The organism is Arthrobacter sp. P1_B4 (assembly GCF_056406555.1).
The window spans coordinates 127,924-149,156 of the sequence record NZ_JBFTZW010000009.1; the positions used below are offsets into that span (position 1 = coordinate 127,924).

Genomic DNA, 21,233 nt, shown 5'->3' on the forward strand with positions numbered 1-21,233 from the left:
GGCAGAGGGGGATGGTGAAGGGGTGTGGCGGTTTACTTGTAGAAGCGGGCGAGGAACTCGGCCACGACGGCCGGGCGTTCCTGACCTTCGATCTCGATCGTGTTGGCGACCTTGATCTGGGCGCCGCCCTTGACCTCGGTGACTTCCGCGATGGTGGCCCGCATGCGGATGCGTGAACCCACCTTGACGGGGGAGGTGAAGCGGACCTTGTCGAGGCCGTAGTTGACCTTGGTGGTGACGCCGTCTACGTCGAACAGCTCGCCCCAGAACGGGATGATGAGCGAGAGGGTGAGGAAGCCGTGGGCGATCGGGGCTCCGAAGGGGCCGTCCTTGGCGCGTTCCGGGTCCACGTGGATCCACTGGTCGTCGCCCGTGGCGTCGGCGAATTTGTTGATTTGTTCCTGGGTGATTTCGCGGTAGTCGGTGGCGCCGAGGTCGGTGCCGGCGAGGGTGAGGAGTTTGTCGAAGTCGACGACGAGGTTGGGCATCTTGGCTCCTGGAGCGGTTGGGTTTGGGTGTCCGACGACGGCGGAACGCCGTCAGCGGGTGAAGAGCGTCAGTGGGTGAAGAGCGTCAGTGGGTGAAGGCGCTGTGGCCGGTGAGGGCCCGGCCGACGATCAGGGCGTTGATCTCGTGGGTCCCCTCGTAGGAGTAGACGGCTTCGGCATCGGCATGGAACCGTGCGACGTCGGCCGCGAGCGTGATGCCGTTGCCGCCCACCACTTCGCGGGCCAGCGCCACGGTCTCGCGCATCAGCAGGGAGGTCTGCATCTTGGCCAGGGCCGAGTCCTGGTCCCGGTAGATGCCCTTCTCCTGCTGTTCAGTCAGCCGGACCACCAGGGACAGCGCCGAGGTGACGTTGCCGAGCATCCGGGCGAGCTTTTCCTGGACGAGCTGGAAGGACGCGAGCGGGCGGCCGAACTGCCGGCGCCCGGAGACGTAGCGCAGCGCGGCTTCGAAAGCTCCTGCCGCGATGCCGGCTGCGATCCAGGCGACGTCCGAGCGCATGGCCCGCAGCATCGCCGCCACGTCCCGGAACGAGTTCACGTTGTGGAGCCGCGTGGCCTCGGGGACGCGGACGCCGTCGAGGGTGATGTGGGCGTTCTGCATCATCCGCAGCGCAGTCTTGCCGTGGATCTTCTCCAGGGTCACTCCGGCCGCCTCACGGTCCACGAGGAAAGCCTTGACCTGGCCGTCGGCGACGTCGCGGGCGAAGACGGCCAGGACGTCGGCCGTTGCCGCGCCGCCGATCCAGCGCTTGGCGCCGTCCAGGACCCAGGTGTCGCCGTCCGGGCCAGCCTCACACCCCTTTTCCCTGCGGGCCGTCGTCGCGAGTCCGCCGGCGATGTCGGAGCCGGATTCCGGCTCGGTCAGCGAGAAGACGCCCTTGAGCGAGAAGTCGATGACCCTGGGCATCCAGTCGGCCTGCTGTTCCGCGGAGGCGCCGACCCGGATGGCGGTCCGGAACAGCCCGGCCTGGGCCGTGTACCAGGTGGCCAGCGAGGCGTCCGTGCGGGCGAGTTCGAAGATCCGGAAGCCCTGGTAGATGCCCCGGGCAGGCGTCTGACCCGTACCCGGGACGCCGGTCAGTTCCGCCGGTTCCATGAGGTCCAGATCGATCAGCGGCCGCGCGAGCTGGTCCGGGAACTCGCCGCGCTCCCAGTAGTCGGCCAGGAGCGGGCGGGCCTGGGTGTCCAGGAACTCCCGCAGCCGCCCCAGCACGCTCCGCTCCCCGTCGGTGAGGAGGGATTCGGCGTCGTAGTAGTCGCAGACGCTGTAGAGGCGCTCCTGGGCTGTTGTCTGGGGCGCGGTTTCCACGGGCACCTCAGCCACCGAGCCCGAGCAGGCGGACGGCGTTGTGCTTGAGGATCTTGGGCCGGACCTCGTCCTTCAGCGGCAGGTCCGCGAAGGCGCCCAGCCATTTCTGCGGGGTGATGAGCGGGAAGTCGGTGCCGAACAGGACCTTGTCCTGCAGGACCGAGTTGGCCATCCGGACCAGGGACTCCGGGAAGTACTTCGGGGACCAGCCGGAGAGGTCGATGAACACGTTGGCCTTGTGCGTGGCGATCGAGTTGGCCTCGTCCTGCCACGGCACCGAGGGGTGGGCCATGATGATTTGCAGCTCCGGGAAGTCCGCGGCCACGGCGTCGAGCAGGAGCGGGTTGGAGTAGGCCAGTTTGATGCCGTACCCGCCCGGGAGCCCGGCCCCCATGCCGTTCTGTCCCGTGTGGAAGATGGCCGGCAGGCCCAGTTCCTGCAGGGTTTCCCAGAGCGGGTAGAACTGCTCGTTGGAGGGGTCGAAGCCCTGCAGGCTCGGGTGGAACTTGAACCCGCGCGCGCCGAGGTCGATCCCCTGGTGCTTGGCGCCCTGGATCGCCTCGGCGCCGGTGCGGGGGTCCACGCTCCCGAAGGGGATCAGGACGTCGTTGTTCCGCGCCGCCCCGGCAATGAGGTCCGGGATGCTGTTGGGCTCGTGCTTGAGCTGGGTCCGCGCGTCGACGGTGAAGACGACGGCGGCCATGTTCAGTTCGCGGTAGACCTCGGCGATCCGATCCAGCGAAGGGCTGCGGTCCTCGGCCTTGAAGTACTTGGCGGAGGCCTCAGTCAGGGCCGCCGGAAGGGACTCGTGGCCGTGGCCGTCCACTTCGAGGTGGACGTGCATGTCGATCGCATCGAGTGAGGCGGCGTCGATGCCGGGTTCGTAGCGCCGGGCAGCCATCTCAGCGGACCTCGGCCGGTTCGGGCTGCAGTTCCGCCGGCAGCGGCAGGAAGTCCTCGCCCACGCTTTGCAGCTTGTCCCCGAAGAGCGCGCCGAAGTTTTCCACGAGATCCTGGTAGCCCCAGCCGCCCTCGCGGTATTCGGTGGCGGCGGCGTCGGGGTGGGTCCAGAGTTGCAGCCGGTCACCGCCCGCTCCGATTGCCTGGCCGGTGACGCCGGCGGCAGCGTCGGAGGCCAGGAAGGCCACCAGCCCGGCGACGTCGCCGGCCGTGCCAAACCCGAGGTCGTGGCGGAAGAAGGCCGGCATCGCCTCGCCGCGTTCGTCGGCCTCGACGGCCTTCTGGAAGTACGGGACGGTCTTGGTCATGGCGGTGGCGGCCACGGGAATGACGGCGTTGGCGGTGACGCCGGCCTTCTTCATTTCCAGCGCCCAGGTGCGGACCATGCCCACGATTCCGGCCTTCGCGGCGGCATAGTTGGTCTGGCCGAAGTTGCCGCGCTGGCCCGTCGGGGAGCCGATGGTGATGATGCGGCCGGGAATGCCGTGCTCCTTGAAGTAGCCGAAGGCCTCCCGGGCGCAGGTGAAGGTGCCGCGCAGGTGGACGTTGATCACGGCGTCGAAGTCCTCGTCCGTCATCTTCAGCAGGCTCTTGTCCCGCAGGATGCCGGCGTTGGTGACCAGGATGTCCAGCCGGCCGAACTCGGTGACGGCTGCCTGCACGAGCCTCTTGGCGACGTCGGAGCTGCCCACCGGGGCGACGACGGCGGCTGCGCGGCCGCCGTCGGACTGAATCGTCCGGACAGCGTCGGCGGCGACCTCGGCGTCCACATCGTTGACGACGACCGCGGCGCCCTGGCGGGCCAGTTCCCGGGCGTAGGCCAGGCCGAGGCCCCGTCCGCTTCCGGTGACGATTGCTACTTTTCCTGACAGGCTCATTGCCGCTCCTTTGCTAGCTGCCTTGTGCATCCGGCCCCGCGGCGTGGGATGCTGTTCTGTATCCATGAAAATATGGATAGTTGAAAAAGTCAACGATTTATTTTTTGGACTATTGGAGTTGGGCATGGCGACCGAAGTTGACGACGGGCCGGGCACCGAGCCTGCGGAGAAGCTCACGGCGGCAACCATCAGCCTGGACGCGGGCTTCCTGCTGGCCAAGCTGCATGCCGGCGGGTCGGTCCTGAACAACCGCGCCCTGGCCGCGTTCGACCTCAAGGAGCGCTCCTATTCGGTGCTCGCCCTGGCCAACAGCGGGCTGGAACCAACCCAGCGGGAGATGGCCGAGTTCCTCAGCCTGGACCCGAGCCAGATTGTCGCCCTGATCGACGAGCTGGAGAAGCGCGGGCTGGTGATCCGGGCGCCCGGGAAGCTGGACCGGCGCGCCAAGATTGTTTCCTCGACCCCGGAGGGGGAAGCCCTCTTCCGGCGGGCCGAGGCCGCGGCGCGGGACGCGGAATCCGCCGCCCTGGCCGGCCTCAGCGCCCCGGAGATCGCGACACTCAAGGGGTTGCTCCGCAAGGCTCTGTGGGGGCCGGCAGCCTGATCGCGGCCGCTCAAGCACTGAGGGAATACCCTTGGGGCAGGAGGGAGCCATGACCGTTCGCAGCGCAGGCCTTCTGCTGTACCGGCTAAGGAGTGCATCCCCGCCCGGCGGGGCGCCGCCATCCGGCAGCGCACCGCAGCTCGAGCTCTGGATAGCCCACATGGGCGGCCCGTTCTGGGCCCGCAAGGACGCCCGCGGCTGGTCCATCCCCAAGGGAGAATACCTCGCCGACGAGGACCCCCTGGCGGCCGCGCACCGCGAGTTCGCGGAGGAAATCGGCACACCGGCACCCGCCGCCGAGTACCACCGGCTCGGCGACTTCCGCCAGCCCTCCGGCAAGATCATCACGGTCTTCACGGCGGAAGCGGACTTCCAGCCCGAACGCATCGTGAGCAACACCTTCGAGCTGGAGTGGCCGAGGGGATCGGGCACAATCGGAAGCTTCCCCGAGATCGACCGCGCGGAATGGACCGCCGAGCCCGCAGCCCGGTCCAGGCTGGTCAAGGGCCAGCTGCCGGTCCTCGACGCGCTGGTCCGGCACCTTGGACTTGACCCGGCCGCCCCCGCGCCCGGGCATGACAATAAGTAAAAGTCGGTTGACATCTTTTGTAATATTTCGCGGGGGCCAGCTAGCCAAGAGGCCCGGGATCGTTCATGCTTAGCTATGACCTCAATGTCGAGCCAGTACCGGATCATCGCGGTCTGCACCGGAAACATCTGCCGGTCCCCGATGGCGGAACTTATGCTGGCGGAGGCATTCCGGGCCGAGCGCCTCACGGGGGCCGTGGTCGATTCCGCCGGCACCACCGCGTATGAGGCGGGCCGGCCGATCGATCCCCGGGCAGCGCGCAAACTCACGGCGCAGAACATCGCTTCGGACCACCACGTGGCGCGCGAATGGCGGCCTGAATGGTTCGCGAGCCGGGATCTGATCCTGGCCCTCGACGTCGACCACTACGGCTGGCTCCGGCAGGCAGCACCGGACCGGGACTCTCTGGCCAAGATCCGCATGCTCCGCAGCTTCGACCCCGCCGTGGCGGACGAGGACCCGCTGGAGCAGGGCATCGAGGACCCGTGGTACGGCGGCCACACCGACTTCGACACCACCTGGAACCTCATCCGGGCCTCCCTTCCGGGGATTGTGCAGCACGTACGCATCGAACTTGAGCGGCAGGACGGGCAACATCACGGCAGTGATCAACCCAATGCACAGCAGCCGGTACGCTCTATTTCATGAGCCCCGCACCCGTCATCATCGCAATCGACGGGCGCTCCGGCTCCGGCAAGACCACCCTGGCCATCGAACTGGCGGCGCGGTTGAGGGAGCACCACAAGGTCTCGCTCTTCCACCTCGAGGACATCTATCCCGGCTGGAACGGGCTGGCGGCGGGGATCGAACGCTACGTCACCACCGTGCTTTCGCCCTTGCGGCGCGGGGAGAACGCGGAATGGGTCAGCTGGGACTGGGCACGGCACTACGACGGCGAGACCCGCACCACACGCCCGGCCGAAATCGTCCTGGTGGAGGGCGTCGGTGCCGCCGCGGCGGCCGCAGTGCCCCTGCTGGACGCGGTGATCTGGGCGGACTCCTCCGACGCGGACCGCCGGGCCCGGGCGCTGGCCCGGGACGGCGACACCTACGAACCGTTTTGGGACCAGTGGGCTGCGCAGGAAGCGGAGTGGCTGGCGGCCGATGACGTCCCGGCCCGCGCGGATGTGCACGTGCTCAACCTGGCGGACGGCACCGCCCCGGACGACGTCCTGCAGGCCCTTCAGTACCTTCCCGCCGTCGCCCCCGCCCTGCTGCCCGAACTCGCCGCCCGGCGCGGGCTGCAGTTGCTGGCAGAACGGGTCGAGGCCCGGCCCGAGGCCGGGCAGCTGTTTGCGGCGCTCTTTGGCGGTTCACCCAACGCCGTGTGGCTCGACTCCTCCCTGGACCCGGCAGGACTGGCCCCGGAGGCCGCGGAGCGGAGCCGCTTCAGCATTCTGGCCGACGACGGCGGCCGCTTCGGCCAGGCCGTCCGGCACAGTTCCGGACGGACCCGCGTCAGCACGGGCCAGGCCACCGTGACCACCGATGGCCCGTTCTTCCGCTGGCTCGACGGCGTGTGGGGCCGCCGCGTGCTCCGCGCACCCGATGCCTACCCGTGCGAGTTCACCCTGGGCTGGCTCGGGTACCTCGGCTACGAGCTCAAGCGCGAAACCGGCGGGAGCGACGTCACCGCCGCCACCCCGGACGCCTGCCTGATCTTCGCCGGCCGTGCCGTGGTCCTTGACCATGCCGAGGGCACAGCCTGGCTGCTGGCCCTGGACGCACCCGACGCCGGGGACTGGCTTGAGACGGCGCGCACGGCCGTCACCGCGGCCGCGTCGGCGCACGTGGCCGCGCACGCCTCCCCGGCCCAGCGCGCCAGTGCCCCGCAAACCACCGCCCCGCAAACCACCGCCCCGCGCTTCGCCGCCCGGGACACGGAAGCCGGGTACAAGGCGAAGGTCACCGAGGCCCAGCGTGAGATCGCGGAAGGAAACACCTACGAGGTCTGCCTGACCACGGTGCTCACGGCTGCCTCGCCCGCGGGGTCTCAGGGCGTGGATCCGTGGCCGGCGTACCTGGACCTGCGGCGCCGGAACCCGGCCCCGTTCGCCAGCTTCCTGCGGTTCGGCGGGCTCGCCGTGGCGAGCACGTCGCCGGAGCGGTTTCTGCAGATTGCCGCGGACGGCAGGATGCGGGCCGAGCCGATCAAGGGCACGCGCCGCCGGGACACAGACCCAGGCACGGATGCCGCGCTGCGCGAGGAGCTGGAATCTTCGGCCAAGGACCGGGCGGAAAACATCATGATCGTGGACCTGTTGCGCAACGACTTGAGCCATTTTGCCGTCCCGGGTTCGGTGGCCGTCAGCCGGCTGTGCGCGATCGAGAGCTACGCCACCGTGCACCAAATGGTGAGCACCATCGATGCCCGGCTGCGGCCCGGGATGCCGCGGGCCGAGGCAGTCGCGGCCTGTTTCCCCGCGGGTTCGATGACCGGCGCCCCGAAGGTCAGCACCATGGCCATCCTGGACCGGCTGGAGGCCGCGCCGCGCGGCGTGTACTCCGGGGCGATCGGCTACTTCTCCCTGAACGGGGCCGCCGACCTCGCCGTGGCAATCCGGACCCTCGTGGTCAGCGCCCCCGGCGAGGGTGCCGCGGAACTGAGTCTCGGCGTCGGCGGCGCTGTCACCGCCGACTCGACCCCGCAGGAGGAGTACGACGAAATCCGGACCAAAGCGTTCGGTGTCCTCTCGGCGCTCGGCGCCGGGTTTCCGACGGGCTGAGTCGGCTGTCCCGCCGCCCCGGCTACTGCAGGGTGGCCGTCAGCCGCGCGACGTTGTCCACGTATTTGACGCCCATCGGACGTTTCATCCAGTCCTCGAGCGTAAGTTCGCGCGAAATGCCCCGGTAGGTGTCCTCCACGGCGCTGATCCGCCGCACGATGTCCTCCCCCAGGAGCATCACCGAGACCTCCAGGTTCAGCGAGAAGGAGCGCATGTCCATGTTGCTGGAACCCAGCACGGCAACGTCGTCGTCGATCGTGAAGTGCTTGGCGTGCAGCACGAAGGGGGCCTTGTAGAGGTAGATCCGTACCCCGGCTTCAAGCAGCGCCTCATAGTAGGACTGCTGGGCGTGGTGGACCAGGAACTGGTCTCCCTTTTCCGAGACGAAGAGTTCGACGTCGACGCCGCGCTGCGCCGCCGTCGTCACCGCATACAGCAGCGAGTCATCCGGGACGAAGTACGGGCTGCAGATCGAGATCTTGCGCTGAGCCGAGTAAATCAGCGTGTTGAAGAGCCGCAGATTGTTTTCGGTGATGAAGCCGGGGCCGCTGGGCACCACCTGGGCGGTGATGTTGCCGGCGTGCAGTTCGGGCCGGTGCGCGAGCTGTTCCTCAATGGATTCGTCGGTCTCGCTGAGCCAGTCCGTGGCGAAGACGACGTTGAGCGTGGTGACGATCGGTCCACGCAGGCAGGCCATCAGCTCGACCCATTCGCGGCCGATCTTTCGGTGCTTGGGGTTGTTGTAGGAGGGCTCGATCAGGTTCTGCGATCCGGTGAAGGCGATCTCGCCGTCGATCACCATGATCTTGCGGTGGTTGCGCAGGTCCGGTCGGCGCCACTGCCCCTGCAGCGGGCTGAGCGGCAGCATGGGCCGCCAGCGGATCTTGCTGGCCTTGAGCCGGGCGATCAGCTTGCGATAGCCCTTGATGCGAAGCGTGCCAAGGTGATCGAACAGGACACGGACCTCGACGCCGCGCTCGGCGGCCTCTTCCAGCGCGGTCAGCAGATCGTCCGTGACGTGGTCCGAGCTCATGATGTAGAACTCGGCGTTGACGAAGGACTTTGCGCCGCGGACCGCCGCGGCCATCGCCTTGATGGAGTCGGGGTAGCCGGGCAGCAGCTCCACTTGGTTACCGTCCACCATCGGCAGCGAGCCCAGCGTCTTGTTCAGTTCCGCGGCGGAAGCCACCCATTCGGGTCCGGCGTAGCGGCTTTCCAGCATCGCCAGTTCCGAGGTCCCGGCGCGCACTCGGGTATTGACCGCGTCCTGCTGCGCGCGGCGCTTGCGGGAGAGCCGGAAGTTGCCGAACAGCAGGAACAGGAGCAGGCCGATGGTCGGCACGATGAAGATGCCCAGCAGCCACGCCATCGCGGTGGTGGGCCGCCGGTTTCCGGGGATGATGCCCAGTGCCAGCACTCGGATGGCGAAGTCGATCACCGTCAAAATCAGAATCGCCCAGGACGGTAAAGTCTCCGCCAGCGGAAATGGCCACAGCACAGGCGAACCCCTCAACGTACAAGCCACGCGGAACAGTTCCGAACGGGCAGTGCCCAAATCCTATCCCGGGACCACCGAGACTAAGCTTTAGCCATGATCACTCCTGCCCCTGTTCCTGCGCCCGCGACCGTTCTGGTCTTCCTCGACCCGGCGTTCGACGGCGGCCGCGTTGCCGACGCGTCGCAGCCCCAGCTGATGGCCACGGACCTGGGCGCCACCCGGGGCGACGGCGTTTTCGAATCCCTCCTGGCCGTCGGCGGCCGGCCCCGCAAGATCCAGGCGCACCTGACCCGGCTGGCTGGCTCGGCCCGGCTTCTGGAGCTGGACATCCCCGCCGAGGATGCATGGCGACGGGCGGTGGAAACCGCCATCCGCGAGTTCCGCGGGCAGGAACCCGCCGCGGCTGCACCGGGCGGCGCGGCGCAGGACGAGGTGGTGGTGAAGCTGATTGTCACCCGCGGGCCGGAGGGCGCGGCTGCCCCCACGTGCTGGGTCCAGGCCTCCGCCCCGGCCGCCGCGGGACGGCGGCAGCGCGAGACCGGGATCGACGTCATCCTGCTCGACCGCGGCTACGACAGTGAAGTCGGCGAGCGCGCCCCGTGGCTCCTGCTCGGCGCCAAGACCCTTTCCTACGCCGTGAACATGGCGGCGCTGCGCTACGCCCACCGGCAGGGCGCCGACGACGTCATCTTCACGTCCGCGGACGGCAGGGTGCTGGAGGGTCCGACGTCGACCGTTCTGCTGGCCCACCTGGAAACCTCGGACGACGGCGCCGGCGGAGTCCGCACCGTCCGGCGGCTCATCACGCCCCAGCTGGACAGCGGCATCCTGCCCGGCACGTCACAGGGCGCCCTGTTCACCGCCGCCAAGGCCGCCGGCTGGGAGCTGGGCTACGGCCCGCTGGAGCCGAAGGACCTGCTGGACGCCGACGCGGTCTGGCTGATCTCCAGCATCCGGCTTCTGGCCCCGGTGAACCACATCGACGGGCAGGAAATCGGCACCCCGGAACTCCGGCGCCAGCTCACTGCCGAACTCAACGCCCTCTTCGCGACCATCGAATAGGAACGCTCACCCCAGGGCGTCCGCGGGCACTGCCGGGCACCGGCGGAACGAGGCCGGGTTGAACGCCGGGAGCATGAACGTTGCGAGCACGGCGTCGAGCATTTCCGGGGCCCAGGTGCTGTTCTCCCCCAGGGTCGCGCAGACACCCAGCACCATGGGCGTTCCGTCGGTGCGGCGGCGGATCTGGACCTGGACCGGCCCGGCCAGCCCGAGCGTGCGGACGGCGGCCAGGCCCAGCTTGCGCACATCCCCGGCCTGGTTCGCCGGCACCCTGCGGCTGACCTCGTCGCTGCCGGCGCGTCCATACGGAGTCCTGGTCTTCTCGAGGACCACCGCCACCGGCGCCATCGCGTTGCGTGCCGGGGTGCCGAACACCAGGCACACATAGTCGGCACCCGGGATAAATTCCTGGACCAGTTGCCCCGCCGGCATGTTCTTCCAGCTAACGGAGCCGGTTCCGGCCAGCAGGTGGACACCATGGGAGCCTTTGAAGACCCGAGGCTTGACCACCACGGGGCCGCTGAGGCCGGCGAGGGATGCCGGCGCGGCGGCGAGGTCGCCCGGAACCGCGAACCGGGGCACCGGGATGCCGGCGGCTTGCAGCGCCCAGGTGGTGAACAGGTGGTCGTTGGCGAGGGCCACCGCGGCGGGGTCGGCCACGATGATCCGCACGTCCTGGGCGAATCCGGCGCGGGCCGCGGCCAGGACCGGGAGCTCCACGGTGAGGGTCGGAATGATGACGTTGATGGCTTCGCGGTCCACCACCCGGCGCAGGTCCAGGACCATGTCCGGGTTCGTCGCCGGCAGGAGCCTGACCGCGGCGGCGGGAGCCTCCCCGGCCTGGCGGGTGTCGGCGCGGGCGTCGGAGCCGAGGTACGGGAGGCCCCGGGCTTCGAGCTGGGCCGCGACGGCCCGTCCGGCGGCGCTTGTAATCCCGGTAACGAGTATGCGCGGGCCCACGATTGCTCCATTCCGCCGTCACCGGCCGGACCGCGGCTGCGGCTCCGACCGTTCCAGCCACCGATTCCCAGACAGCTTGTTGATGGACAGGCGAGTCGATTCCGGGACTGCTCGATTCACACATTGCTCGAATCACCTGCAGCTCCGGCCGACTCGTCGGACCTAATCCCCCCAGTAGACGGCGAAACGTCCCGGCAGACACGAGTGGGCTGTACCCGAAACTGGAGCCCGCCACTACTCGCCCGGGCCGCGGTCCGGTTACGGAACATGACGACGGCGGCGGTGCGGGCCGGCGTCGCAGGTGTTACGTTTTTGGGGAGTAATGAGAACCGGTGCCAAGCCCTGACTGGCCGGTCGGCAACCCTCCCTTTCGCGGCGGGGTGCCTCAGGTGAATACTCGGCATTCGAGAATTCGAGCTGCAAGCGTGAAAGAGGAGATCCGTCGTGCCCGAGACGTCAATACCCACAACAGCCACACCCGGTTCAGCACCCGGCGCGGAGAGGCTGGCTTACCGCCTGTTCACCGGCGCGGATGACCGCGCCTTTTGCGAGCGGGTGTCAGCCGCCCTGGCCGAGGGCTACGTGCTGCATGGAAGCCCCGCCGCCAGCTTCAACGGAAGCACCGTGATCGTGGCGCAGGCGCTGGTCCTGCCGGCCGCGATTGCCAGTGCGGACGCCGCCGTGGCCAATGCGGTTGATGAGCTCGACGCCGACGAATTTGGCGCCGACGGAGCCTTCGCGGGCCACGCATGAGCTACGCCGGAGACCTCAGCCCGCAGGAGGCGTGGGCCAAGCTGGAGGCCGGAGCCATCCTGGTGGATGTCCGGACCGAAGGCGAATGGGCCCACATCGGCATCCCGGACACCGCGGCCGCGGGCGAGAGCCGCAACGATCCGCTCTTCATCCAGTGGAACCTTGCCGGCGGCACGCCGAACCCGCACTTCGTGGAACAGCTAAGGCAGCAGGCGCCGGCGGACACCGCCGTCGAACTGGTGTTCCTTTGCCGTTCCGGTGCCCGGTCGATCGGCGCCGCGACGGCCGCGACGGCCGCCGGCTACACCTCGTACAACGTCCTTGAGGGCTTCGAAGGCGAGACCGACCGCTTTGGCGAACGCACCGTCAATGGCTGGAAGAACCGCGGCCTGCCCACCAACCTCGGAAAGATCTAAGTGACTTTCAATCCCGACGCCGCCGGCTGGGCGGCCGACACCCAGGCTGTCCGTGGCGGCCTTGACCGCACCGGCTTCCAGGAGACCACCGAGCCGATCTTCCTCAACTCAGGATTCGTCTACGAGTCCGCGGCCGCCGCCGAGCGCGCCTTCACCGGGGAGGACGAGCGCTTCGTCTACTCCCGCTACGGCAACCCCTCCGTCGCCACCTTCCAGGAGCGGCTGCGGCTGCTCGAGGGAACGGAGGCGTGTTTCGCGACGGCGTCCGGCATGTCCGCCGTCTTCACCGCCCTGGGCGCGCTGCTGGCGGCCGGCGACCGGGTGGTCGCGGCCCGCTCGCTGTTTGGCTCGTGCTTCGTGATCCTCAACGAAATCCTGCCGCGCTGGGGTGTCGAGACGGTCTTTGTAGACGGTCCGGACCTGGAGCAGTGGCAGTCCGCGCTGTCCGTGCCGACCACCGCGGTGTTCTTCGAGTCGCCGTCGAACCCGATGCAGGAAATCGTGGACATCGCCGCCGTGAGCAAACTGGCGCACGCGGCCGGCGCCACGGTGGTGGTTGACAACGTCTTCGCCACCCCGCTGCTCCAGCGCTGCGGCGACCTCGGCGCGGACGTGGTGGTCTACTCCGGCACCAAGCACATCGACGGCCAGGGCCGCGTCCTGGGCGGAGCCATCCTGGGCACCAAGGAATTCATCGACGGGCCCGTCAAGCAGCTCATGCGGCACACCGGTCCGGCGCTTTCGGCGTTCAACGCCTGGGTGCTCACCAAGGGCCTGGAGACCATGGCCCTGCGCGTCAACCATTCCTCGGCCTCCGCGCTGTGGCTGGCCGAATGGCTCGAGGGACAGCCTGCGGTCGGCTGGGTAAAGTACCCGCTGCTGCCGTCTCACCCGCAGTACCCGCTCGCAGTGCAGCAGATGAAGGCCGGCGGGACCGTGCTCACCCTGGAACTGCAGCCCTCCCCCGGGCGCACGGCGAAGCAGGCCGCGTTCGCACTCCTGGACGCGCTGCGGATCATCGACATCTCCAACAACCTGGGCGATGCCAAGACGCTTATCACGCACCCGGCCACCACCACGCACCGCGCGATGGGCCCGGAAGGCCGCGCGGCGATCGGGCTCAGCGACGGCGTGGTCCGGCTTTCGGTGGGGCTGGAGGACGTCGAGGACCTGATCCGCGACCTCGGCCAGGCGCTCAAGCAGGTCTAGGCACTCAAGCAGGTCCAGGCCCTCAAGCAGGTCCAGGCCCTCAAGCAGGTCCAGGCCCTCAAGCAGGTCCAGGCCCTTAAGCAGGTCCGGGGCCATGGCCGCTCAGGCCCAGGCCGCCTTGAGCGCCCGCCAGGCGTCGTCGTCGAGCATGCTGGATGGTGTGACGGCGACGGCGGCCGCCCCGCCGGAGACAGACGCCTCCAGCCCGGCCGCCAGGTCCGCGGCGGAGATGCGCCCGTCCTTGGCCCACATCCCGACCGAGATGGCGAACTTCCCGGACCGCTTCGCCATGGCCGCGGCCAGCTCGGCGGAGTAGGCCGGAGCGGCGTCGTTGAGCCCGAAGTAGTCCCACAAGACCAGCCGGTCAGCGGCTGCGGCCAGCAGCCCGTAGTCATGGCCGCTCTCCGGCCGGTCGGCGGCGGGATCGTGCCACGGCGCCCGGACGTCCATGTCGAGCGTGGCGCCGTTCGCGTGCGCGGCCGCCGCCGCCTTGGCCACGATGGCTGCCACCGCCTTCGACCGCCAGGCCCCGAGGCTGGGGTGTTCGACGTCGATGGCCCCGTTCGCGAGCCGCGGCCAGTCCGTCCCGCCGCTGGCCAGCCGGTAGGAGTCGCGGTCGTCGCCGCCGTAGGTGTTGTTATCGAACATCAGTTCCGTCAAGGCCACGGCGTCAGGCTGGTACCGCCTGGTCACCTCGGCCACGAAGGCGACCAGCCGCTCCCCGACGGGTCCCGTCGTGAGTGCGCTGACGCTGGCGAACTCCGTGGAGCGGGTGCCGTCGAAGTTGATGCCGGCCAGGCCCGGGTTGGTGCGGATCCAGCCGGGGATCAGCAGGTCGATGGTCAGCGTGATCCTGCGTTTCCTGCCATCACCGCCGGTCCCCAGCGCCTTGACCGCTTCGGCGACGTGGTCACGGCCCGGGACGGCCTCCACCTCGGGGTGGGCGTCCCAAGGGAACGCCGTCCAGTCCAGCCGCCCCACGCTGATGGTGACGCTGTTGGCGTTGACCTCATCGAGCCGTCTGGCCAGTCCCGGCAGCGTCGAGGCGGCGTCGACCACAGTTTCGTAGCCGACGCCGACAGTGCGCTCCGCGGCGGGCGCCGTGGGTCCCTGCGGCCCGCCGCACCCAGTGGCGGCAAGCGCCAGCACCGACAGGAGCGCAAGGGCAGGGAAGGCAGCCGGTCCGCGTTTCAAACGCTGACGTCCGGGCGCACCGCCGGGGCGGTGACGCTGACCACCCCGGTCCGCGTCAGCTTGTTCCAGTGCGCCTCCTTGCCGCGGAGTTCCTGCACCAGCGCGGCCACCATGGTCAGGCTCGTAAACACGGAATAGAGGGGGATGAGCGGGAGCGCCCAGGCGTGCCGCAGGTCCTTCCACGCCCTGTTCATGGCCAGGGCAAACACCGTGAGCAGCAACGTGATGAACAGCCCCACCCAGCCAAGGATTGCCCAGACATCCGCGCCGAACGGACTGCGGCCCAACGCCGTGAGGAAGACCAGATCCACGAGTACCAGGATCTGGAGCACCGGGAGCACCACCATGGTGATGGTGTTGAACAACAGGTACGCGCCGAACTGTCCGTGCCGGAGGTTGCCGATCATGCGCTTGTGCACACCCATGGTCTGCAGCAGCCCGCGGGCCCAGCGGACGCGCTGGCGCCAGAGCGCCCGGACCGTTGACGGCGACTCGGCATAGACCAGCGCCCGCGGGGCGAAGACCACCCGGTAGCCTGCCTTGTGCACCCGCCAGGTGAGTTCCAGGTCCTCGCCTACCGTGTCTTCGCGGAACGGCCCGATCTCCTCCAGGATCCGGCGGGGGAACGCCCCAATGTTGCCGGAGACGATCGGGAGGCAGCCGATCATGGTCAGGGCGCGCCTGACCATCCCGGTGCCGACATGGCTGATGAAGGCCAGCATCCGGGTCTGGACCCGGTCCAGGTTTACCGGCCTGTCGTCGCCGCACACGGCTCCGGTGCGCTGGTCAGTGAAACCCTGGAGCATCCGCTTGACGGTGTTCTGGGAGAAGATCCCGTCAGCGTCGACAAACATGAGGACCTCGCCCGTGGCGTGGCGGATGCCCAGGTTCAGGGCGGCCCCCTTGCCGGCATTGGCCTGGGTCAGGACCGTGATCCGGGGATCCGTCGCGGCGAGCGCGCGCATCAGCCCGGCCGTGTTGTCAGTGGAGCCGTCATCCACGAGCACCACCTCGTACCGGTCGTACAGGGTGAGCTGAATGGAGCGGACGCAGTTTTCGATGACGGTCGCCTCGTTGAAAGCCGGGACAATGATCGACACGCTGGGCCGCTCATCCAGCAGGGTGGGCGTTGCGCGGCGGCGGCGGCGCCCCGCACGGAGTTCAAACCAGACGGACAGCGGCAGCACGAGCAGCTTCACGAGCCCGAACACCAGAATCGGCAGGCCGATGAGGAGCAGGAGGTACTCGGCCCCGGGGACGGCTGATGCGGAGGCGGAACTAAACCAGGACATGGGCGTACGCTCCTGTGCTTGGCCTGAAGGAGGCCGGGTTGAAGGAGGGAAGGGCAAACGACGCCAGCACGGCGTCGAGCAGTTCCGGGGCCCGCCCGCTGTTCGCGCCGAACCGGGCGTTCACTTCAAGGACCACCGGGGTCCCGTCGGCACGCCGGCGGACATCGACGTCGACCGGGCCCGTGAGGCCCAGCGAGCGGACGGCCGCCATCGCCAGATTTCCGACGTCCGTGGCCTCGCCGGCTTCGGCGCGGCGGGTGCTCACGGCGTTGCCCACGCTGCCCTGCGCCAGTTCGGTCTTCTCCACGACGACGACGAACGGCGCGGCCCCGTTGTGCGCCGGGGTGCCGAAGACCATCGGGCCGTATTCGGTGCCCGGGATGAACTCCTGGACAATCAGGCCTTCCGGCAGGCCGTGCCAGTCCACCTGTTTGCTGCCGTCGATGACCATCACGCCGCGTCCGCCGCGGGAGACCCGCGGCTTGAGAACTATGGGGCCGCCGAGCGCGGCCATGGCGGCACCGGCATTGGCGAAGTCCCTGGGCACGCCGAATCTCGGCACGGGGACCCCGGCGGTCTGCAGCTGCCAGGCCGTGAAGAGCTTGTCGTTGGCGAGAGCCACCGGACCGGGATCGCCGATGATGACCCGGACGTCGGTCCCGAAGGCGGCACGGTACCCCGCAAGCTGCGGGAGTTCCTCACTCACCGTGGGGATGACCAGGTTGATGCCCTCCTGGACGACAAGCCGGCGCAGAGCCGAGACCATGTCCGGGTCCGAGGCTGGGGGCACCGGGACGACGGTAAGGCCCGCCCCGGCGGGCAGTTCGCGGATGTCCGTGCCCAGGACGGGAACGCCACGGGACTTCAGCTGGGCCGCTACGGCGCGGCCCGCGGGGCCTCCGGCGCCGGTGACCAGCACGCGGGGCATCACAGCTTTTCCATTTCCGTGCTCAGGAGACGGACGGGTTCGTAGGCTTCGGCGACCCGGCGCCTCGCCTGCCCGCCGCGGAACGAGGCGATGCCGCGGACCCGCTCGGGCGTCATATACGGCTTGGCGAGCTGGTCGCTGTGCATCCTCACGGCCTGGACCTTGGCGTCAAGGTAGTCGTCGATGTCAATGAAGACGCTCGGGCTGAAGTCCCGCGTTGCCGACGGGCTTTCATAGCAGAGGATTGAGTGGTGCTGGCGGGCGGCCCGCAGCGTCGCCATGTGGACGGCCTGATGGTCCTGGTGCTGGTCGTGGTTGGAATGCGTGAGGATGATGTCCGGGTTGTAGCGGGCGATGGCGGCTTCAATGACACCCACCATTTCCTGGCTGTGCCGGAACAGGTCCGTGTCTGTGAAGTTGTAGTGGGTCATTCCGGTCAGGCCCATGAACGCCGCGCCGCGCCGCGCGTCGAGGGAGCGTTCCAGGGGATCCCCTCCACGGGTGCCATCGCTCATGACGAGCCCCTGCACCTCGTGTCCGGAGTCTACGAACTTCGCCAGGGTACCGCCGCAAGCAAGTTCAAGGTCGTCGGGGTGGGCGCCGATGGCCAGAACTCTGCGCGGCTGGGGGGCCGGCCCCCCCCCGGTGCGAAGGGCCGTCAAAGCAACGCCCAGGGACGCGAGCCCGCCAAGGGTAAACGTGAGGTCGGCAGTCCGCCACAACTCGGGCGCATCGAGGAAAACGCTGGCCAGATTTGCCACCAGCAGCGTTGAGCCGGCAAGAAGGCAAATCCTGCGAAGCAGTTCGGGACGGCGCAGGCGGCGGTGGAACCAGGACCGGCCAAGGGCGGCGGCGGCCACAAAAGTAATCAGGAAAACGATGAGCAAGACATAAATCGAGACCATATGAATTCAATTCCTATGTTGTTCGGCACCCCAGTGCCGGGCCGGATTTGATCTTCAGGGCCGGGCGCATAAGCGAACCTGGCTTTGGGAAGTGGGAGGGGCAATTTTCTGAATCGGTTCGCGGCACCCTTGGCAGGGTGCCGCGTCGGCGAAAGGTGCAGCCACTGCGGGCTGTGCGAGCATTGCAGGACGTTGACCAGCGCATATGTGGCACAGCACAACCGCCCCCCGGCGTGTTACGTGACATTGTGAGACCTTCTGGAAACCTTCGGAAAACCTTGAACTTGCTCTTCCAGTAAAGGCGAGTGGCCTATCAGGGCGCCCGAGTAGGCAATACCCGAACCTCAGTGAATGGAATTAATGGCGGTCACAGGTAGTACTCATATTTCTTGTTTCGACTACCCGGATCAGGCTTTCGCAAGGCGAACGGGGGCGTGCCGCCCTGCCGGGAACGGTTAACTGAAAAGGGCTGGGCGGCAATCATTAAACAACCGTGATTCCCTATCAGCATTCGGCAATAAATGCGGCGCCTCTTCGGCCGTATTTTCTTTTGGCGTCCCGCACCCGCAGCTGTTGCGGGCTCCCGGTCAGGCCGGGCGCAACCGGCCCAGGACCGAACGATTGCCTGCCGGCCCCTCGGTGACGGGCCCCTGGGTGGTCAGTTCGATGGCCCGCTCGACGACGGCGGGCAGGCCGCCGGCCCGGAACGGGCCGCGCTGCAGCTGGGAACCGGTGCCCTCTGCAAGAATCCGTTCGACGCCCTCGCGCGCCAGTTCCAGCTCGCCCTGCTCCTCAAGCACCGGGGCCACGAAGTCCACGAGCGCCCTGACCACGTCCGCGGCCGGGGCCGGGGTGAAGGTTCCGAAGTCCAGGAGCTCCCCGCGCAGTCCGCAATTGCTGGCCTGCCAGGCGGCCATCCGCAGCAGCAGCGTGGGCACCGGGGCGGGATCGACGCCGTCGTTCCATTCCCGCGCGGCCGACTCCACGAGGGCGCGCACCAGCACGGCAATCAGGGCAGCATCCTCGGCCCGCAGGCAGACATCCGCGACCCGGATCTCCACGGTGGGATGCTGCCGGGCCAGCCGTGCGTCGAAATAGACCATCCCCTCATCCATCAGGACGCCGCTTTCGACCAGCCGGGTGACCACGCGGCGGTAGACGGGCAGGCTGCCGAAGATCATCGTGGGACCCGAGCCCGGCCAGCGGTTCCAGGCCTGGGTGCGGTAGCTTTCGAATCCGGTCTCGGCCCCGTTCCAGTACGGGGAATTCGCGCTGAGTGCTATCAGCACGGCCAGCTTGTCGCGGATCCGGTCCATTACCGCCACGCCCTCCTCCGGGGACTCCACAAAGGTGTGGACGTGGAGGCCGCAGGTCAGCTGGTTCCGGACGGTGAGCCCGAAGCGCTGCTGCATGGTCATATAGCGCGGATTCGGGGTCAGGTGGGTGGCTGAGCCTTGGGGCGACGTGGCGATGGCCGCGACGCGCCCGCCGTGCGCCCGGGCGGCCTGGTCCGCAAGGGACCGGCCACGCCTGAGCTGCCGGAGCAGTTCCGTGTATTCCAGGCACGGATGCGTCTGGGTCTCGATCTGTTCGAGCTTGAGCTCGTAGCTGAAGTCGGCGCCTTCGTGGACCGGTTTCTGTGCCGGGAGAACCCTGGCGGCTTCCTGCTGCGGCGGCACCAGACTCGGCAGCATGAGGTCAGCGAGGGCAAGCAACATCCCCGATTCGGGGTCCACTATCAGCAGTTCTTCCTCCACGCCGAAGGTGCGCATGAATCTATTGTGCGTCAGGATCCGCCGAAACGCCCCACACCAACGCGGGGCTCAGTCTTGGAAATACTCGATCTTCGCCCCGATGGTGTTCAGCCGTTCGGCCAGGTCCTCATAGCCGCGTTCAATGACATAGATGTTCCGCAGCTCCGAGACGCCACGGGCCGCCAGCATGGCCAGCAGCAGGCAGGCGGCGGGGCGGAGGGCAGGCGGGCAGCCCACCTCGGCCGCCCGCCACTTGCTGGGCCCGTTGACGTAAATGCGGTGCGGATCGAGCAGCTGGACCTGGGCGCCGAGCTTGTTGAGCTCGGTCAGGTAGATGGCCCGGTTCTCGTAGACCCAGTCATGGATCATGGTCTGGCCGTGGGCGTTGGCGGCGATCACCGCGAAGAAGGGCAGGTTGTCGATGTTCAGCCCGGGGAAGGGCATGGGGTGGATCTTGTCCTCCGGCGCCCGCAGCTCCGAAGGCTTGGTGGTGACGTCCACCAGGCGGGTTCGGCCGTTGCGGGCAAAGTACTCCCCGGAAACCTCAAGCCGCTGGCCCATCTGCTCGAGCGTGGCGAGTTCGATTTCCATGAATTCGATCGGGACGCGGCGGATGGTGACTTCCGAGTTCGTCACGATGCCGGCGGTGATGAGGCTCATCGCCTCGATGGGGTCCTCGGACGGGAAGTATTCGATGTCGGCGTCGATCGACGGCCGGCCGGTGATCTTCAGCGTGGTGGTGCCAACCCCGGCGATGTCCACGCCGAGCATCTGCAGGTAGAAGCACAGGTCCTGCACCATGTAGTTCGGGCTGGCATTGCGGATGATGGTGGTGCCACGGCGGTGGGCTGCGGCCATGATGGCGTTCTCGGTGACGGTGTCGCCGCGTTCGCTGAGCACGAAGGAGCGGTCGTGACCGTCCGACGGCGGCGCCTGCACCGCGTAGAACCCGGACTTCGCCTCCACGCTAAGGCCGAACTGGTGCAGTGCCTGCATGTGCGGCTGCACGGTGCGGGTGCCGAGGTCGCAGCCGCCGGCGTAGGGCAGCCGGTAAGTGTCGGCCTCGTCCAGCAGCGGGCCCAGGAGCATTATGACGCTGCGGGTCCGGCGGGCCGCCTCCACATCCATGGAGGCCAGGTCCAGGACGGCGGGGCGGCGGATCTGGAGGTCGTTCGCGTTGAGCCAGGTGCATTCGACGCCGATGCTGGTCAGCACCTCCACGATCCGGTTGACTTCCTCGATCCGGGCAAGCCTGCGCAGCGTGGTGGTGCCGCGGTTGATGAGGCTGGCGCACAACAGCGCGACGCCGGCATTCTTGCTGCTGTTGACGTCCACCGCGCCGGCGAGGGTGCGGCCGCCCTCGACGCGCAGGTGGGTCATCTGGGGCCGGCCCACCTTGACGATGCTATGCCCGACGATCGCCTCCAGACGCTGGATCATCTTCAGGCTCAGGTTCTGCTTGCCCTGTTCCATCCGGGCGATGGCGCTCTGGCTGGTGCCCAGCTCGGCGGCGAGTTGCCCCTGGGTCCAGCCCTTGGCGCCGCGCGCCTCGCGGAGCAGGATGCCTACGTGTTCAGCAGTCGGTTGAGTCATGCTCCCGAAAATATCACGCATGATTTATAAACCACGGCAATTCCGGCCGGAATGGCGTCAATCTCACACGGATACCCACGCCATGCGATAACCG

At 68.3% G+C, this 21,233-nt stretch carries 20 protein-coding genes and 1 riboswitch; of the genes, 8 read left to right on the forward strand and 12 right to left on the reverse strand.

The genetic code is table 11. The features are described 5' to 3' along the window. Window positions 1-32: 32 nt before the first annotated feature. The 4 genes from AC1D1W_RS06445 to AC1D1W_RS06460 all read right to left on the reverse strand — a co-directional run bounded on the left by AC1D1W_RS06445 (window position 33) and on the right by AC1D1W_RS06460 (window position 3,656). The gene (locus AC1D1W_RS06445; RefSeq protein ID WP_090952699.1) at window positions 33-488 is read right to left on the reverse strand and encodes a MaoC family dehydratase; all 456 of its coding nucleotides are present in this window, start codon (window positions 486-488) and stop codon (window positions 33-35) included. Window positions 489-573: 85 nt separating this feature from the next. Further along, the gene (locus AC1D1W_RS06450) at window positions 574-1,818 is read right to left on the reverse strand and encodes an acyl-CoA dehydrogenase family protein (RefSeq protein ID WP_476943244.1); all 1,245 of its coding nucleotides are present in this window, start codon (window positions 1,816-1,818) and stop codon (window positions 574-576) included. Between the two features lie 7 nt (window positions 1,819-1,825). Continuing rightward, window positions 1,826-2,719 (reverse strand): amidohydrolase family protein, encoded by an 894-nt coding sequence (locus AC1D1W_RS06455; RefSeq protein ID WP_476943245.1) that lies wholly within the window; start codon window positions 2,717-2,719, stop codon window positions 1,826-1,828. Between the two features lies 1 nt (window position 2,720). Further along, window positions 2,721-3,656, reverse strand: coding sequence for an SDR family NAD(P)-dependent oxidoreductase (locus AC1D1W_RS06460; protein WP_243180582.1), 936 nt, complete (start codon window positions 3,654-3,656; stop codon window positions 2,721-2,723). Between the two features lie 124 nt (window positions 3,657-3,780). On the opposite strand from AC1D1W_RS06460, the gene AC1D1W_RS06465 reads away from it, so the two are divergent. From AC1D1W_RS06465 to pabB, 4 genes are all read left to right on the forward strand, one after another. Further along, window positions 3,781-4,260 (forward strand): MarR family winged helix-turn-helix transcriptional regulator, encoded by a 480-nt coding sequence (locus tag AC1D1W_RS06465; RefSeq protein WP_028275406.1) that lies wholly within the window; start codon window positions 3,781-3,783, stop codon window positions 4,258-4,260. A gap of 49 nt (window positions 4,261-4,309) precedes the next feature. Then, a complete protein-coding gene (locus AC1D1W_RS06470; RefSeq protein ID WP_028275405.1) occupies window positions 4,310-4,849 on the forward strand; it encodes an NUDIX hydrolase in 540 nt (179 codons plus the stop codon). 75 nt (window positions 4,850-4,924) lie between these two features. Then, window positions 4,925-5,497 carry a low molecular weight protein-tyrosine-phosphatase gene (locus AC1D1W_RS06475; RefSeq protein WP_476943246.1) on the forward strand — a complete coding sequence of 191 codons (573 nt, stop codon included), beginning with the start codon at window positions 4,925-4,927 and terminating at the stop codon, window positions 5,495-5,497. Next, window positions 5,494-7,575 carry an aminodeoxychorismate synthase component I gene (gene pabB, locus AC1D1W_RS06480; RefSeq protein ID WP_476943247.1) on the forward strand — a complete coding sequence of 694 codons (2,082 nt, stop codon included), beginning with the start codon at window positions 5,494-5,496 and terminating at the stop codon, window positions 7,573-7,575. Before AC1D1W_RS06475 ends, pabB begins: the two co-directional genes overlap by 4 nt. A 22-nt stretch (window positions 7,576-7,597) precedes the next feature. On the opposite strand, the gene cls is transcribed toward pabB, so the two are convergent. Next, window positions 7,598-9,073 carry a cardiolipin synthase gene (cls, locus tag AC1D1W_RS06485; RefSeq protein ID WP_028275402.1) on the reverse strand — a complete coding sequence of 492 codons (1,476 nt, stop codon included), beginning with the start codon at window positions 9,071-9,073 and terminating at the stop codon, window positions 7,598-7,600. Between the two features lie 93 nt (window positions 9,074-9,166). Between cls and AC1D1W_RS06490 the strand changes: the two genes are divergently transcribed. Next, a complete protein-coding gene (locus AC1D1W_RS06490) occupies window positions 9,167-10,135 on the forward strand; it encodes an aminodeoxychorismate lyase (protein WP_476943248.1) in 969 nt (322 codons plus the stop codon). A 6-nt stretch (window positions 10,136-10,141) separates the two neighbouring features. On the opposite strand, the gene AC1D1W_RS06495 is transcribed toward AC1D1W_RS06490, so the two are convergent. Further along, window positions 10,142-11,095, reverse strand: coding sequence for an ATP-grasp domain-containing protein (locus AC1D1W_RS06495; protein WP_476943249.1), 954 nt, complete (start codon window positions 11,093-11,095; stop codon window positions 10,142-10,144). A gap of 318 nt (window positions 11,096-11,413) precedes the next feature. Next, window positions 11,414-11,527: riboswitch (SAM riboswitch) on the forward strand. Window positions 11,528-11,539: 12 nt separating this feature from the next. Here AC1D1W_RS06495 and AC1D1W_RS06500 point away from each other — a divergent pair. Genes AC1D1W_RS06500 through AC1D1W_RS06510 form a run of 3 tightly spaced genes read left to right on the forward strand, consistent with a single transcriptional unit; the run spans window position 11,540 to window position 13,473 of the window. Beyond that, the gene (locus AC1D1W_RS06500; RefSeq protein ID WP_243180576.1) at window positions 11,540-11,848 is read left to right on the forward strand and encodes a DUF1737 domain-containing protein; all 309 of its coding nucleotides are present in this window, start codon (window positions 11,540-11,542) and stop codon (window positions 11,846-11,848) included. Further along, complete coding sequence (locus AC1D1W_RS06505; RefSeq protein ID WP_243180575.1) at window positions 11,845-12,264, forward strand: rhodanese-like domain-containing protein; 420 nt, start codon at window positions 11,845-11,847, stop codon at window positions 12,262-12,264. Before AC1D1W_RS06500 ends, AC1D1W_RS06505 begins: the two co-directional genes overlap by 4 nt. Continuing rightward, a complete protein-coding gene (locus AC1D1W_RS06510; protein ID WP_476943250.1) occupies window positions 12,265-13,473 on the forward strand; it encodes an O-succinylhomoserine sulfhydrylase in 1,209 nt (402 codons plus the stop codon). A 102-nt stretch (window positions 13,474-13,575) separates the two neighbouring features. On the opposite strand, the gene AC1D1W_RS06515 is transcribed toward AC1D1W_RS06510, so the two are convergent. The 6 genes from AC1D1W_RS06515 to AC1D1W_RS06540 all read right to left on the reverse strand — a co-directional run bounded on the left by AC1D1W_RS06515 (window position 13,576) and on the right by AC1D1W_RS06540 (window position 21,139). Then, complete coding sequence (locus AC1D1W_RS06515) at window positions 13,576-14,667, reverse strand: hypothetical protein (protein WP_476943251.1); 1,092 nt, start codon at window positions 14,665-14,667, stop codon at window positions 13,576-13,578. Continuing rightward, window positions 14,664-15,959, reverse strand: coding sequence for a glycosyltransferase family 2 protein (locus AC1D1W_RS06520; protein ID WP_043434418.1), 1,296 nt, complete (start codon window positions 15,957-15,959; stop codon window positions 14,664-14,666). Before AC1D1W_RS06520 ends, AC1D1W_RS06515 begins: the two co-directional genes overlap by 4 nt. Further along, entirely contained in the window at window positions 15,946-16,887 is a 942-nt protein-coding gene (locus tag AC1D1W_RS06525; protein ID WP_476943265.1) for an ATP-grasp domain-containing protein, read from the reverse strand. Before AC1D1W_RS06525 ends, AC1D1W_RS06520 begins: the two co-directional genes overlap by 14 nt. Next, entirely contained in the window at window positions 16,887-17,792 is a 906-nt protein-coding gene (locus AC1D1W_RS06530) for a PIG-L deacetylase family protein (RefSeq protein WP_476943252.1), read from the reverse strand. Before AC1D1W_RS06530 ends, AC1D1W_RS06525 begins: the two co-directional genes overlap by 1 nt. Window positions 17,793-18,379: 587 nt before the next feature. Continuing rightward, window positions 18,380-19,564, reverse strand: coding sequence for a glutamate--cysteine ligase 2 (locus AC1D1W_RS06535; protein WP_476943253.1), 1,185 nt, complete (start codon window positions 19,562-19,564; stop codon window positions 18,380-18,382). A gap of 51 nt (window positions 19,565-19,615) precedes the next feature. Continuing rightward, window positions 19,616-21,139 carry a UDP-N-acetylglucosamine 1-carboxyvinyltransferase gene (locus AC1D1W_RS06540; RefSeq protein WP_476943254.1) on the reverse strand — a complete coding sequence of 508 codons (1,524 nt, stop codon included), beginning with the start codon at window positions 21,137-21,139 and terminating at the stop codon, window positions 19,616-19,618. Window positions 21,140-21,233: the final 94 nt, after the last annotated feature.

What these genes read in the sequence shown, in the direction of transcription:
- AC1D1W_RS06445 (WP_090952699.1), bottom strand. Translation starts at nt 488, where the DNA reads ATGCCCAACCTCGTCGTCGACTTCGACAAACTCCTCACCCTCGCCGGC.
- AC1D1W_RS06455 (WP_476943245.1), bottom strand. Translation starts at nt 2,719, where the DNA reads ATGGCTGCCCGGCGCTACGAACCCGGCATCGACGCCGCCTCACTCGAT.
- AC1D1W_RS06460 (WP_243180582.1), bottom strand. Translation starts at nt 3,656, where the DNA reads ATGAGCCTGTCAGGAAAAGTAGCAATCGTCACCGGAAGCGGACGGGGC.
- AC1D1W_RS06465 (WP_028275406.1), top strand. Translation starts at nt 3,781, where the DNA reads ATGGCGACCGAAGTTGACGACGGGCCGGGCACCGAGCCTGCGGAGAAG.
- AC1D1W_RS06470 (WP_028275405.1), top strand. Translation starts at nt 4,310, where the DNA reads ATGACCGTTCGCAGCGCAGGCCTTCTGCTGTACCGGCTAAGGAGTGCA.
- AC1D1W_RS06475 (WP_476943246.1), top strand. Translation starts at nt 4,925, where the DNA reads ATGACCTCAATGTCGAGCCAGTACCGGATCATCGCGGTCTGCACCGGA.
- pabB (WP_476943247.1), top strand. Translation starts at nt 5,494, where the DNA reads ATGAGCCCCGCACCCGTCATCATCGCAATCGACGGGCGCTCCGGCTCC.
- AC1D1W_RS06490 (WP_476943248.1), top strand. Translation starts at nt 9,167, where the DNA reads ATGATCACTCCTGCCCCTGTTCCTGCGCCCGCGACCGTTCTGGTCTTC.
- AC1D1W_RS06505 (WP_243180575.1), top strand. Translation starts at nt 11,845, where the DNA reads ATGAGCTACGCCGGAGACCTCAGCCCGCAGGAGGCGTGGGCCAAGCTG.
- AC1D1W_RS06520 (WP_043434418.1), bottom strand. Translation starts at nt 15,959, where the DNA reads ATGTCCTGGTTTAGTTCCGCCTCCGCATCAGCCGTCCCCGGGGCCGAG.
- AC1D1W_RS06525 (WP_476943265.1), bottom strand. Translation starts at nt 16,887, where the DNA reads ATGCCCCGCGTGCTGGTCACCGGCGCCGGAGGCCCCGCGGGCCGCGCC.
- AC1D1W_RS06530 (WP_476943252.1), bottom strand. Translation starts at nt 17,792, where the DNA reads ATGGTCTCGATTTATGTCTTGCTCATCGTTTTCCTGATTACTTTTGTG.
- AC1D1W_RS06535 (WP_476943253.1), bottom strand. Translation starts at nt 19,564, where the DNA reads ATGCGCACCTTCGGCGTGGAGGAAGAACTGCTGATAGTGGACCCCGAA.
- AC1D1W_RS06540 (WP_476943254.1), bottom strand. Translation starts at nt 21,139, where the DNA reads ATGACTCAACCGACTGCTGAACACGTAGGCATCCTGCTCCGCGAGGCG.